We start from the raw sequence: 13389 nt of genomic DNA, 5'->3' as shown, positions 1-13389 counted from the left end.
GTTTAATTTTTATCAGGGCTTACTTTATTCAGGAAAAGAAAAGTTGCTACCCCTAAAATCGCAGAGGCAGAAGTCGCCAGAATGAAACTTCCGATAACGTACTGCAACAGATTATTTTTCACCAGATCGAAGTTCAGTTCCTGACTGAAAATATTGCTGTCTCCATGTACAAAAGGAGAACCCAAAAACAGCGAAGCGGCAATAATGAAGGGAATAAAAGGCGGTAAACTTACATTGGATGCAAAAAAGGCAAGCACTTTATTCAGCTTGAATAGTACAGAAAGAGAAATAACAATCAGCGTATGAAATCCCCAGAACGGAGAAAAGCCCACAAAGACGCCCAGAGCAATCGAAAAAGCTTTAATTCTGTTGCTTCCGTCACTTTCCAGAACATCTTCTTTTATGAATCTTTTAATGCTTTTTTTTTTGAAATTATTCACGAAGTTTCGCGGAATAATATAAAGCAAAGTAATGGTTACCAGAATGGTATTCAGAATACTGATCCTCGTAAAATCTTTGAACGGCCTGAAATGAGAAACCCTCTCAGCGGGATCGTAAAGCACCTTCACCGGAATATTTTTAACCGGAATGTGTCTCCAAGCTGTTCTTACAATGATTTCAATTTCAAATTCAAACTTTGGCGTAAAATATTTCTTAGGAATTTTATGCAGAGGATATAATCGATAGCCGGATTGGGTGTCTTCAAGCTTGATTCCCGTTTCAAACCAGAACCAGAAATTAGAGAAGCGGTTTCCGAAACTGCTTTTCTTGGGAATTCCGTCCTGAGACATATTACGGTTTCCGATGAGCAGAACATCTTCCTTTTCATTCAGCAAAGCCTCCACAAAAACAGGAATATCATCCGGATAATGCTGTCCGTCGGAATCAATCGTGATCGCATAATCGTAGCCCAGTTCTTTAGCCTTTCTGAAACCGATTTTTAAACCATTTCCTTTTCCTTTATTCTCCGGTAAATCAATAACTTCGATCTGCGAATAACTTCTTAAAATTTCTTTCGTAGAATCTGTGGAACCGTCATTTACAGCAATGATGTCTTCCGTATAATCCAGAACACCGTCGATTACCCTTTTCAGAGTTTTTTCATTGTTATAAGTAGGAATTAAAACACAAATTTTCTTTTCAGAGATTGCATTTCGTACTTCAGAAAGATTCATGTAAATGACTGATTAATAATGTTTTATTTAAAACTTTCCTTTTCAGTCTCCGTCATGGTTTTAGACTGTGCTGCAAATTTTTTAATATAACTTTTTAAAGCTGAATTTTGTTTGCTGTAATTATTGATGAGAAATACCTTATCATCTTTAAGACTTCCTCTGTAACCTACAATTTTCGGAATGTTTTCCTGAACACTCATGCGGATCAGTCTTAATTCAGCATTATTCGGATTGCTTTTAATAACGGCTTCAAGGTTGGTTGCTCCCGATTTTACCAAAGCTTTTCTGTTGTTTTTGGAAATTTTTGCCTCCATAATCTGCGCCGCCGCTTTATATCCCTGAATTGCCGCATCCGATCCCGATGTTTTTTCGGCTAAACTGATGAATGCTTCTGTATTGGCATTAGAGCTGCTTGCTTTGGCATAACTTTCTCTCAGAGATTCAAGACCCGACTGAAAAAAAAGCATAAAAGCGGCGATAAGTGAAAATAATACTTTCATTATGTCAATTTTTGATAATTTACCGACATTTTTAATGCAATAGTCTCGCCAAAAGAAGTCGTGTTCTTTACCTTTACATCGCCTTCATTTTCAGTAATATCAAGCTGAATTTTAAGATCCGGAGTTTCAAAAGGATTGATGATTGCCATGAACTTTACATTCGATGCCGTTTTTAAAAATAATGAAGATCCGGTAAATTCTTCCGTAAGTTCCTTCACGATCTGCATCATACAAACTCCCGGTGTTACAGGATTTCCCGGAAAATGTCCCTTAAAAATATCGTGATCTTTATTCAGGGAAATCTGGGCGGTGAAACTTCCGCTTTCCGTTTTTTCGTAGGATTGTAACGTATAAAAGTCTGTAAGTATTGTCTGCATGATGTATTCTGTTTCAGTTATTTGAAATCTTTTTCTGAATTTTAAAATTTCAAAATTTCAAAAAATTTAATATTTAAACCTTCGCGAAGATATGTTTTTTTGAAAGGAAAAGAAAATTGTTTTGGTCATCAACATCAATTCTATTTCTTAAAATGGAACGTGTAATAACCGCCAATCTGAAAAACCATATTTGAATTGGAAAACAGGAAGGAGGAATTTTCGTGATCCAGCATTGATGCAAAACCTTTTTTAATTCTTACTTCAACCCCCAGATTTTTAAAAATATCATAACCAAGACCCCCCGAAAAACCCAGATCGAGTCCGGAATTGTTTTCGCCGACAGCAAGATCCAGAAATGGACCAGCAAAAACACTGAAATTTTTGATATAAATTTTGTTTGTAAGCTGTACTCCGATAAAATTGTAATGCAGTCTTTTTTCCGGAAGAACTCCGTTTTCTGTAGTGTACTGTAAATTGGTTCCCTGTCTGGAATAGTTGACTTCCGGTTGCAAAGCATAACGTTCTGTAAATCTAATGTTTCCCTGTAATCCAAAGTAGAAATCGGTTACTGTTTTCAGGCTTGTATGAGTTACTTTTTCCGGGTTTTCATCTTCATGGAGATAAAAGGTTTCATTACTTCGGTTGGTAAGATTGGCAAAATTTACTCCCGCTCTTATTCCGGGATTGAAAGTAACCTGAGCTGATAAAAATCCGGAGATCAGAATCAGCAAGGCAAAAATCTTTGTTTTCATGTAAGGTTATTGGTTTTCGGTGATCTGGAATAGTTTTATATTGATTTTAAAATCTTTATGCTGTAAATTAAGACTGTCTGCAAACGTATTTTTCTTTGCATCAAATGTAAAATCGATCTTTTCCTTCTTGTTTTTCGTGTAAACGATTTGTTTTAACAGATTATTTTCTTTGTTAAAGAATAAATAATACCCTTTTTTATCTATTTTAGAAAGATAAATTTTTGAATTTTCGTTTTCAAAACTTTCTGTTACCGGATATTTCTGCTTCAGAAGCTGCTGAAAATCATTCCTCAAAAAATTAATCACAATCTTTTTATCCAGATCAGGAAGAACATAATTAAGCTTAAAATCATCCTCAGAAATCTCAAAATCAATCAGTTTATTCCCAAAATCAGAAGTCAGAACCACACGATGGGTCGTTTCGCTGATTTTTTTGATAATTAAAATTCCGCTCACATGATTTTTATAAATATCCATCTGACATTTATACACATAATCTTCTTTGGATGAAAAATATAAATTTTCCACCGCTTTTTCAGAAGACGGAATCGGTTTTACATCAGTTAGCGTATACGTTTTACACGATGTAAACAGAATGAAAATCAGGCTATAAGCTAAATTCCGAAGCTGCAACAGGCGCATTGATCTTGGTGTTTTTGAAAACAATATTCGTGGTGTCTCCGGAAGCTTCCGTCATATTAACCTGAGAAACCGTAGATTGATTTTTAGGAAAATGCAGCTCGATCTGCTTGATGTATTTTAAAAGCTGAGCAGATTTCGGAGTAAATTTGGCGATATTCGAAGTCGCGTTCTTTAGGTAAGAAACAGAGAATTCAGGATCATTGAACATCTGTCCGTTAGAGCTTCCTATAATAAGTTTGTTGATTTTTTCAAATGTTTTGCTTTTTGCATCCACCGAAGATTTTTTACCCTGATCATTAATCAATATTTTGTTGTCTTTAAAAACAATACTGTATTGATAGGGTTTTGTGTACTTCCAACTCAGCATATTCGGTGTTTTCAGAGACATTCTTCCGTAGGTGACAATGTTTTTATCCAAAAAATCCATTTTTTTTGTTTGCATGAAATCTGCCTGTAACGTTTTTATTTCTTTGGTTTCCGAAGAAACTTTAGCTACAAAAGCTTTCGCTTCCGCTCCCGACATTGCCGTGTTTTGAGCAAAGACAAAAGTCGAAATTAATAAAAGAGTGCTTAAAGCTATATTTTTAATCATTGTTTAACGTCTTTAAATTTAACCACAAGGATGAAAAGGGTTTCACAAAGGACACGATTAAAGAATATTTATTAATAATTCTTGGAAATCCTTTTGGACTTAGTGGTTTTCAAATTTATCAATTGTAAAAGTTGAATAATTTTTCTGCTTCAAAAATACTAATAAATCCTCCAAAACATTGTACGTTTTTTGTGAAGTATCATGAAGAAGGACAATGCTTCCTTTTTTTAAATTTTTCGTTACTTTCTGGTAGATTTTTTTTTCATCTTCTGTCATCGTATCAAGAGAGCGGACGTTCCATCCGATGCTTTTTTTGCCGGTTTTTTTGATGGCTTTGGCAATATTCGGATTGGTCACTCCGAAAGGCGGTCTGTACAAATTCGTCTTTATATTTCCGGTGTTCAGCATGACTTCATCACATTTTTCAATTTCTTCCGTCATTTTTGATGTCGATAAAAAACCGGTGTTGTTGGAGTGCGATAAAGTATGATTTCCAACGGTATGACCTTCCGCAATGATTCGTTGAAAAGTTTCAGGATATTTTTCAATCTGTTTTCCGATGCAGAAAAAGGTTGCTTTTACGTTGTTTTCTTTTAAAAGATCTAAAAATTTGGGGGTGAATTCAGTCGGACCGTCATCAAAAGTCAGCGCTACTTCTCTGATTTTCGTTTTTTTATGGGTAATGCTGTTGACAAAATATCCCAGTTCAATATCGAAAGAACCCCAGATTACAAGCGCAGAAAACAGCAAAAAACAGAACAGATACACCCAAAAACTTCCGTGAAACGCGTAAATGAAAACGTTGCAGAAAAGATAAAATAGGATAAATAGATAATGCTTCATCTTTATTGTTTTTAAATATTGGGTTTAAAATATTCAGAATCTGTATCCATGGTGTCATTCTTAATGGAGCTAAGCGGAATGAAGAGTCTCAAATTAATATTCTTAATGTTTACGCTAAAATAAACCATTAAGTGTTAGTTTAGAAATTAAGATTATTAAGAGATTTCTCCTTCGTCGAAATGACAATTATGCTGTTTTTCTTTGCTAAATAGAATACTAATCCTGCGAACGGAGCCTATTTTCAATCAAACCTAACAGGTTTCAAAAACCTGTTAGGTTTTACTTTTAAGCTTTCCCCAACAAAACAGTAGTGTGATCGTTTTCTCTTAAATAATTGTAAAACAAGATGTTTTTACTTTTTTTATATTCCAAACCTAACAGGTTTCAAAAACCTGTGAGGTTTTAATTTTTAAGCCTTCCCCAACAAAACCAGACTGTGATCATTTCCTCCTAAATGATTGTAAAGCAGAACATTTTTAATTTCTTCTTTTTTAAGATCGTTAATTAGCATCACTTCCGGAATCTCCTGATTTTTAAGAATATGACAAGCCATAAACGTCGAAAAACCACTCGCCGTATTAAATTCACCACTCAAATGTTTATAATACAGCAAAGCCGAATGTTCAAACAGACCCATTGCATTTTTATAATAAACATCCGATTTTACATCTCCACTAAAACCTAAAATAACCGCATCGATATCTTTATTCGTCAAATTATTTTTAGCTAAAAAATCTTCAATAAACTGCTGAGTTTCTTCCAAATCTAATTTGTTTGTGATCTGAATATCCGTTAATTGGGCGTAAGAGCTTTCTGTTTTATCTTTTCCTAAGACAAAAAAACTTGCGCCTTCTCCCCAAATGACGCCTTCTGTTTTAGAATTCAGAAAATCAACGGGAAGATTTTCTTCTTTTTTAATGGTTTTGTTTAATTGGTACAGTTCCATCACTCTTTCGGTCTGTTCGTCTGTGGAACCGACCAGAACGTTTTCAGCTTCACCGTCATTGATCTGTAATTTTCCATCTAAAAAAGAAAATTCCAGAGACGACGAAGTGTTTACATACGTGAAATTGTACGCGTGACATTGCAAACCTAAAGCGATTTGTCCTGCAACCGTATTGTGAGTAGACTGAATAAAATAGGTCGGAGTCAGAAACTCTTCATGATTATCCAGAACATTTTTCAGAAACTTTTCAGAATCCTGAGAACAGCCCATTCCTGTTCCTGTGATGATCGCATCTGGATTTTCAATTCCTGCTTCTTTTAAAGCGTATTGAGAAGCTACGGAACTCATTTTTACCGTTTTAGACATTCTTCGGATCATTGCCGGAGGAATGAATTCTTTGTAAACAGGTTCAATAGCTTTTAAAACCTGAACTGAATTTTCAGGCTTGAGATTCCGGAAAAAATCTTCATTTAAAGTGTCCTGAGCTGAAATACAGGCTGCACTGTTGATGTAAACGGCACTCATGATTTTGAGAAAATTAAAGTTGAACAATTTCCTCCAAAACCAAACGAATTGGAAAGAACGTGGTTGATGTTTTTCTCTTTAAGTTCCGTTACCGGCGTTAAATCAAATTCTGCCATTTTTGTTTTAAAATTCAGATTCGGGAAAATGATATTATTTTGAATCGCCAAAAGAGAATACACGGCTTCAATTCCCGCCGCCGCCGCCAGCGTATGACCGGTAAACGCTTTTGTAGAACTGAATTCCGGAACATTGTTTTCCCCAAAAATCCGGATCATTGCAATTCCTTCCGAAAGATCATTATTGGGCGTTGCCGTTCCGTGAACGTTGATGTAATCGATTTTTTCTTTATCTAAGCCCGAAACTTTTAATGCTTTTTCCATCGCTAAATAAGCTCCCTGTCCGTTTTCCGAAGAAGCAGTTTGGTGATGCGCATCATTGGCATTTCCGTATCCTGAAAGATAACCCAGAACTTTTTTATTTTCTTTTTTTACGACTTCATCAGATTCTAAAACGATGAAAGCGGCAGCTTCACCCAGATTCAGACCTTTTCTGTCGTTATCGAAAGGCGTGTTGTAAGAATCCGTAAGAATCATCAACGTATTGAAACCGTTCAAAGTAAATTTTGAAAGAGAATCTGTTCCGCCGACAATTACACGGTCTAAAACACCGTTTTTAATGAGTTTTGCGCCCATCATAATGGCGTTTGCCGCCGATGAACACGCGGTACTGATGGTGGAAACCATACCTTTTAATCCGAGATAATCAGCGATTAACAAAGACGAATTTCCCGCGTCGTGAGAGTCAATATATTTTTGCTTTTCAGGAAAGTCTTCGTAGGAATAGAAATATTTTTCGGTAACATCCATTCCGCCAACGCTGGTCGAAGAAATCAGTCCCGTTTTATATTCATTGATATCCGAAATTCCGGCACTTTCCACAGCTTCTTTTGCCGCCATCATTCCTAACAGAGCGGTTCTTGTTGCATGATGATCTTCTTTGAGCTGAAGTTTTGCGGCAAGTTCCTCATTAGACAATTTGATTTCGCCTGTTTTGATGTTTCCTTTATGACGTGTTTCAAACAAAGTAATGTCCGAAATCCCGTGCTTTCCGGAAGTCAGCGAACTCAGATTTTCCTCCACATTGTTTCCAATGGCGGAAATGATGCCCATTCCTGTTATGGCAATTTTTTGACCCATCTTTTAATAATGTACCAATGTATCAGTTTAACAGCATAACAATATTGGTACATTGCTAAATTGATACATTGTTAGATTGAATTATTTTGTTCTGTTTTCTTCGATGAATTTTGCCATGGTTTCGATGGACGTAAAAATCTCCTTTCCTTTTTTCGGATCGGCTAATTTTATTCCGTATTCTTTATCCAAAAGAACGATAAGCTCCAGAGCATCAATAGAATCCAAACCAAGACCTCCTCCAAATAAAGGATCTGTGTCTTTAATTTCTTCTACTGCAACGTCTTCTAAATTAAGAACTTCGATGATTTTGTGTTTTAATTCTTCTCTTAAGTTTTCCATAAAATTAATTTGAAAATATGTTAATGAGACAATTTGAAAATGTATTAAATGTTATGCCTTATTGATATGATTTTACATTTTCAAATCAGCGCATTTTCAAATTATCAAATTTATAATGTCAGCAAATATACAAAAGCTTTGTAACTTTCCTGATATAGTTCTACCCAGCCGCACAATACTTTATCTGCCTTTCCGGACTGTAAAAGCTGTGCTGAATAATTGTTTAAAAATTCTTCATTAAATTCATCCAAAACAAAAAAAGCATTTTCGGTCTGCATTTTGTGTCTGATGCTGATTTCACCCACGCAGATATTCGGTAAAGTATACACAAAAACCGCGGGACTCGGAAAGTAATTTTCCTGAGAATTGATGCTTTCCTGATATTTAAAATCCGTGTCTAAACTTGATGATCTGTTCGCGAAAACCAATGCGGTTCTGCTGTGATCTTCATCTTTTAAGATCATTTCAGAAGCGAGAAAAGCGAGTTTGCTTAAATGATCCATTTTATGAAATTTAGGATAATTCAATGCTAAACTTTTGTAGGCTTCTTTCGCAAAGTCTGAAAAATTTTCAGTAGGGGTTTCAAAAATAATGTCATTATTAAGTACTATTTTTGAATTTTCTATGGTGCAGATGTCTGTTTTCTTCATGAATAAAGTTTAAGGCTTTTTTGTTGGATTTTGATGGGTGTTGAAAACAGCAAAAACAATAATATTATCCCCGATAATTTGATAAATGATAACATAAGGAAACTTCTGAATGTAAGCCTCACGCAAGTCTCCTTTTTTTAAGGGAAAGTGAAATGGATGATTTTGAATTCTTAAAAAATAAGATTCAACTTTTTTTATAAATTTTTCACCAAGTCCGGTTTGCTGACTTTCATACCATAATGCAGCTTCCAGTAAATCGGCTTCAGCTTTTGGAGATAAAGAAAAGTGGTAAATCATAATTTTTTCATCAGTCTTTCCTTCACTTCCTCCCATGAAGAAGTTTTAAGTTCGCCACTTAAATACTTTTCGCGTTCTTCCTCAATTCGATCATAAATATAATCAGGAACTTGTGGATAATCTGAAGATTCTAATTCTTGATCTCCCTCTTCAGCATCAATAATTCCTTTGAAAATGCGTAAAATTCTTTCATCGGCAATATCGATGAAATCGTGAATTTTTTTTCTGATGTCTACGGTGGATTCCATTTCCTAAAACTTTAATTTTATAAAATTACAAAATTATTTTCAGCATTTTTCCAAAACAATCGCGGCATTGCATCCTCCAAAACCGGAAGCTGTTTTCAGAATATATTTAATTTCTGCGGATTGGTTTTCTCTGATAATATTCAAAGATTGGGAGGTTCCGGTTTCTTCAAAATTTTTGGATGGGATTAACATTTTGTGCAATGCACTTTCCATGGAAATGATACTTTCCAGCAATCCCGATGCGCCCAAACAGTGCCCGTAATACGCTTTTAAACTATTTAGAGGGATATTTTGTAAATTCATTCTGTTAAAAGCGATCGCTTCCATTTCGTCATTATAAATGGTTGCCGTACCGTGTGCGGAGATGAAGTCTATTTTTTCTGCTGAAAGCTGAGCTTCTGTCATGGCATTGTTGATGCTTGCAAACAATCCGTCTCCCGTTCTCGAAGGTCCGGAAATATGGTTTGCATCGTTAATTGCAGAGTCTCCCAGAATTTTAAAACTAAAGTTTTCGTTTTTGTCTCGTTTTGAAGTAATGTATACTGCCGCTGCCGCTTCGCCGATATTAATTCCGTCACGGTTTTTATCGTAAGGTTTGCAAATCTCGGTTCCGATTGCCTGAAAAGAATTGAAACCTGAAATCACAAATTCTGAAATTTCGTCTCCGGCAACAACAAAAGCATCTTTATATTTTCCTGCCAAAATTATATTTTTAGCGATACCAATTGCCATCACTCCCGAAACACAGGCGTTAGAAACAACAATGGGCTTTGTTTGAAACCCGAAAAAATCAGTTATTTTTTGTGCTAAATTAGAAAGAAAAACGCTTTCGAGTAATGTTTCCTGATTTTTTAATAAGCTGATGTTTCCTTTTGTAGTAGATAAAATAAAAGCGGTTTCTTCTGAAATCGAGTGTTTTTCAACCAAAGGTATTAAACTCAGCAAAAGCATTTTTTCAAGTCTTGTGAAGCTCACGTTGTCATTGGCTAAACGCTGAATCTCCGATTTCTGTGCGGAGTTTAAGAATCTGTTAAATTCTTCATCTAATTTTTCAGAATCAATCATCGAAGCATAAAAAGGCTCCTGATTTTCGATGATTTTGTGTAAACCTACGCCGGATTTTCCTTCTACAAGAGCATTCCAGTTTGAAGAAACATCAAAACCTAAAGGCGTGATACAGTTATAGTCTGTAATGTAAACTTCTTTCTTCATCAGAGTCCCATTTTATCTTTCCATGCCTGAAAAAACTCAGGATTATACAGGCATAAATTGTTGTCGGAATCCAGAAAAACCTGAATGGTTTCACCTGAACAGACCAATTTATTTTCTTCGTTGAAAAGCTCGTATTTATAAATCAATTTCGCAGAATTTGAATTGACGAACGTTGTGACAATTCTGAAGGTTTCGCCATATTTTAAAGGCAGAAAATGTTCGCAGGTGCTTTTTACAATCGGCGTTACAAATCCCGCTTTCTGAATATCAAGATACGTCAAACCATGCTGTCTTCCAAAAGCTTCTCTTCCGTCTTCAAAATAAACGATATAATGTCCGTGCCACACAATTCCCAACGGATCTGTTTCGTTGAATCTTACGCGGACTTGTTCCGTACAAGTTAAATTTTCTTTAGACTGCATTTTGTTTTCTTTTTTTACCACAAAGGGCACAAAGGTTTTCACAAGGTTCACAAAATAAATTTTTCACATTTTCTTTTTCTGTGTTAAAAAACTTGTGTTTTTCGTGGTGAATAAACCCCTAAGTTCACAAAGTTATACACAATGTTCACAATAAATATTCTAAATTTTATATCGTTCCGTTGATTAATCTTTTAACCCCATTTTTAAATAAAACTGAGTTAAAATTAATCAATAAACCCAATTTACAATTGCTTAATTTTAAATACGTTAAAACTTGAGCAATATGAATTTCATTTAATGATTCTACGGATTTTATTTCAACAACAACTTTTCTCTCAACCAATAAATCAATCCTATAGCCAATGTCAAGTTTTATGTCATCATAAATTAATGGCATTGGTTTCTGTTTTTCTATCAGTAATCCGGATTTCTGTAACTCATAGTACAGACATTCTTCGTATGCGCTTTCTAAAAGTCCGGCTCCAAGTTGGCGATGAACTTTTAATCCTGCATCAAAGATAACTTTTGAAACTTCATTTTCATTCATTTCATTTTGTGTTTTATAATTATTTTTACCACAAAGGTCACAATAGGTTCCACAAGGGACATAAAATAAATGCTTGAGCTCTTTGTGAAAAACTTTGTGCTCTTAGTGGTTAACCTTAAACAGCAGTTTGTTTTCTTTCATAAAATAATGAAATAGCGACCATGGCTATATAAAATAGAAAAAGGAAAATGATTTCTTTCGCAATTCCTACAATTCCGCTGTTTCTTAAAATAATATCATAATAAGCATTTAATCCCCAGTTCATCGGAGAGAATTTGGCGATGGTCTGCATAAATTCAGGCATTAAAAATACGGGAACCCAGATTCCGCCGACTGCTGCTAAAACCACCACCGAAGTCGCACCAAACGGAGCCGACTGTTCCTGCGTATTGGCAACCGTTCCCAGAAGTACGCCAAATCCGATGGCTGCCAAACCTGCAAAAATGGTCACGACAATAAGCGGAAACATTTTTCCGGTAACATCAAATTGTGGAAGATCCATGTAAGGGAAAAGATAAATTCCCACAGCAACCATCAGTAAAAACTGGATGACACAGATGATGAGATACGTAAATGTTTTTCCTAAAATATGAACGAAATACGGAGTCGGGCTGATTCTTGCTCTTACGCTTGTTCCCTGACTTTTTTCTTTCACAAGGTTAATAGACAAAGGAACGACAATGAAAAATATCGCAAACAGCGCCCAAGCCGGAACGTTATGCTGAACGGAATTCGGCATGATGTCTGTTTTGCCTTTTTTCGGAGTGATTTCTTTAAAGCTGATTAAATTTTTAGTTTTTCCGAGATCTTCCGTAGTTCCCAACTGATCCTGAAAGGCTTTGTAGATTTTTTTGTTCTCAATCTCAAAAACCATTTTGTTGACGGCAGTCATCACGTTGTTTTTGAACCCGATATTGGTTGCCGGATCAAAATATAGATGAATATCATCAGATTTAACGGGACTTTCCTTCACAGATGTCGAGTCATTTTCAAGTCCAAATGAACTGACGATTGCCTGAACTTTAGATTCTACATTGGAATTGATGTTCTTCGTTAAATTTTTCGGAATAACAATCGCCATCTGATAATCTCCTCCGAAAACTGCTTTTTCGGCAGATTCTTCGGTGAAATTCGTAAGAAGCTCGAAGGTTTTACCATTTTCGAACTCTTTTTTGATGTTTTGTGAAATCTCAGATTTGTCGTTATCAATAAAAATAATCGGAATTTTTGTGCCTTCCAGATTTTTAAAGGTAGAATCCTGAATTAAAGTAATGGTGATAATCAGCAGCAAAGGCATCACAAAAATGATGACAATTCCTCCGATATCTCTTTTCAGCAAAAGAATCTCCTTGATGAAACTCCGCCACAATTTATACAACAACATCTCGTAATTCTTTTCCGGTTAATGATATAAAAACGTCTTCTAAATTTTCTGCATTGGAAACCTTACTGATTAATTCTTCAGGTGTTCCGACAGCATGGATTTTCCCATGATCGATGATGGCGATTTTGGTACAGAATTCTTCCGCTTCCGAAAGGTGATGGGAAGTGTAGATAATGCACGTTCCTTTTTTATTTAAATCCAAAAGATAATCGATAATCGCTTTTTTAGACTGAACATCCACACCAACAGTAGGTTCATCCAGAAATAAAACTTTCGGGTTGTGAAGGGTTCCTGCAATCAGATTACAGCGGCGCTTCATTCCTCCGGAAAACTGTTCCACTTTTTTGTCTGCAAATTTCGACAAACCCATGATTTCCAAAGATTCAGTGATCGAATTCTTTAAATTTTTGTGACTCAACCCGTAAAGGCTTCCGAAAAACATTAAATTTTCTCTTGCTGTTAAAGTTGGATATAAAGCATATTCCTGCGGAACAATTCCAATGATTTGTCTCAGTCTGAAACCGTTCTTCTGAGGCGAAAGTCCGTCAATTGTAAAATGTCCGGAAGTCGGTTTTATCAATCCGGAAAGCATGGAAATCAAAGTTGTCTTTCCGGCACCGTTAGGTCCGAGAATTCCGTAGATTTCGTTTTTGGCAATACTCAGCGAAATATCATTTACAGAAAAGTCTTCTGCATTTTTATATTTTTTGTAGAGATTTTTTATTTCTATGAAATGTTCCAC

18 protein-coding genes are annotated in these 13389 nt (G+C 35.5%); all 18 read right to left on the bottom strand.

Translation table 11 applies throughout. The annotated features are described in order from the left end of the window. Positions 1 to 2 precede the first annotated feature (2 nt). The 18 genes from PFY09_RS11330 to PFY09_RS11245 all read right to left on the bottom strand — a co-directional run bounded on the left by PFY09_RS11330 (position 3) and on the right by PFY09_RS11245 (position 13389). Positions 3 to 1175, bottom strand: coding sequence for a DUF2062 domain-containing protein (locus PFY09_RS11330; RefSeq protein ID WP_271159768.1), 1173 nt, complete (start codon positions 1173 to 1175; stop codon positions 3 to 5). Positions 1176 to 1198: 23 nt separating this feature from the next. Then, positions 1199 to 1675 (bottom strand): hypothetical protein, encoded by a 477-nt coding sequence (locus PFY09_RS11325; RefSeq protein WP_271159767.1) that lies wholly within the window; start codon positions 1673 to 1675, stop codon positions 1199 to 1201. After that, positions 1675 to 2052, bottom strand: coding sequence for a hotdog family protein (locus tag PFY09_RS11320; RefSeq protein WP_087708343.1), 378 nt, complete (start codon positions 2050 to 2052; stop codon positions 1675 to 1677). The genes PFY09_RS11325 and PFY09_RS11320 overlap by 1 nt, the downstream gene beginning before the upstream one ends. Before the next feature lie 140 nt (positions 2053 to 2192). Beyond that, positions 2193 to 2804 (bottom strand): porin family protein, encoded by a 612-nt coding sequence (locus PFY09_RS11315; RefSeq protein ID WP_256040176.1) that lies wholly within the window; start codon positions 2802 to 2804, stop codon positions 2193 to 2195. 6 nt (positions 2805 to 2810) lie between these two features. Further along, positions 2811 to 3446: a hypothetical protein gene (locus PFY09_RS11310; protein WP_271159766.1), complete on the bottom strand. Its 636-nt coding sequence runs from the start codon at positions 3444 to 3446 to the stop codon at positions 2811 to 2813. Continuing rightward, complete coding sequence (locus PFY09_RS11305) at positions 3412 to 4038, bottom strand: LolA family protein (RefSeq protein WP_271159765.1); 627 nt, start codon at positions 4036 to 4038, stop codon at positions 3412 to 3414. Before PFY09_RS11305 ends, PFY09_RS11310 begins: the two co-directional genes overlap by 35 nt. 99 nt (positions 4039 to 4137) lie before the next feature. After that, entirely contained in the window at positions 4138 to 4881 is a 744-nt protein-coding gene (locus tag PFY09_RS11300; protein WP_271159764.1) for a polysaccharide deacetylase family protein, read from the bottom strand. Between the two features lie 409 nt (positions 4882 to 5290). Next, complete coding sequence (locus PFY09_RS11295; protein ID WP_271159763.1) at positions 5291 to 6352, bottom strand: beta-ketoacyl synthase N-terminal-like domain-containing protein; 1062 nt, start codon at positions 6350 to 6352, stop codon at positions 5291 to 5293. Beyond that, a complete protein-coding gene (locus PFY09_RS11290; RefSeq protein WP_271159762.1) occupies positions 6349 to 7548 on the bottom strand; it encodes a beta-ketoacyl-[acyl-carrier-protein] synthase family protein in 1200 nt (399 codons plus the stop codon). Before PFY09_RS11290 ends, PFY09_RS11295 begins: the two co-directional genes overlap by 4 nt. Before the next feature lie 81 nt (positions 7549 to 7629). Then, positions 7630 to 7887 (bottom strand): phosphopantetheine-binding protein, encoded by a 258-nt coding sequence (locus PFY09_RS11285; RefSeq protein ID WP_076396292.1) that lies wholly within the window; start codon positions 7885 to 7887, stop codon positions 7630 to 7632. Positions 7888 to 7997: 110 nt separating this feature from the next. Continuing rightward, positions 7998 to 8537: a 3-oxoacyl-ACP synthase gene (locus PFY09_RS11280; RefSeq protein WP_271159761.1), complete on the bottom strand. Its 540-nt coding sequence runs from the start codon at positions 8535 to 8537 to the stop codon at positions 7998 to 8000. A 9-nt stretch (positions 8538 to 8546) separates the two neighbouring features. Next, on the bottom strand, positions 8547 to 8870 hold the full coding sequence (locus tag PFY09_RS11275; protein ID WP_271159760.1) for a type II toxin-antitoxin system RelE/ParE family toxin: 324 nt from the start codon (positions 8868 to 8870) through the stop codon (positions 8547 to 8549). Then, on the bottom strand, positions 8831 to 9082 hold the full coding sequence (locus tag PFY09_RS11270; RefSeq protein WP_271159759.1) for a hypothetical protein: 252 nt from the start codon (positions 9080 to 9082) through the stop codon (positions 8831 to 8833). The genes PFY09_RS11275 and PFY09_RS11270 overlap by 40 nt, the downstream gene beginning before the upstream one ends. Before the next feature lie 39 nt (positions 9083 to 9121). Beyond that, positions 9122 to 10294 carry a beta-ketoacyl synthase N-terminal-like domain-containing protein gene (locus tag PFY09_RS11265; RefSeq protein WP_271159758.1) on the bottom strand — a complete coding sequence of 391 codons (1173 nt, stop codon included), beginning with the start codon at positions 10292 to 10294 and terminating at the stop codon, positions 9122 to 9124. After that, entirely contained in the window at positions 10294 to 10716 is a 423-nt protein-coding gene (locus PFY09_RS11260) for an acyl-CoA thioesterase (RefSeq protein ID WP_271159757.1), read from the bottom strand. Before PFY09_RS11260 ends, PFY09_RS11265 begins: the two co-directional genes overlap by 1 nt. Positions 10717 to 10882: 166 nt before the next feature. Then, positions 10883 to 11263 (bottom strand): GxxExxY protein, encoded by a 381-nt coding sequence (locus PFY09_RS11255; protein WP_066437789.1) that lies wholly within the window; start codon positions 11261 to 11263, stop codon positions 10883 to 10885. A 115-nt stretch (positions 11264 to 11378) separates the two neighbouring features. After that, positions 11379 to 12647, bottom strand: a complete 1269-nt coding sequence (locus PFY09_RS11250) for an ABC transporter permease (protein WP_271159756.1) — start codon at positions 12645 to 12647, stop codon at positions 11379 to 11381. After that, a complete protein-coding gene (locus PFY09_RS11245; RefSeq protein WP_076396306.1) occupies positions 12634 to 13389 on the bottom strand; it encodes an ABC transporter ATP-binding protein in 756 nt (251 codons plus the stop codon). Before PFY09_RS11245 ends, PFY09_RS11250 begins: the two co-directional genes overlap by 14 nt.

It is taken from the genome of Chryseobacterium gambrini (assembly GCF_027920505.1).
GTDB lineage: Bacteria > Bacteroidota > Bacteroidia > Flavobacteriales > Weeksellaceae > Chryseobacterium > Chryseobacterium gambrini.
The sequence above is the reverse complement of the archived record's forward strand: the minus strand, read 5'-3'. Positions and strand labels throughout refer to the sequence as shown.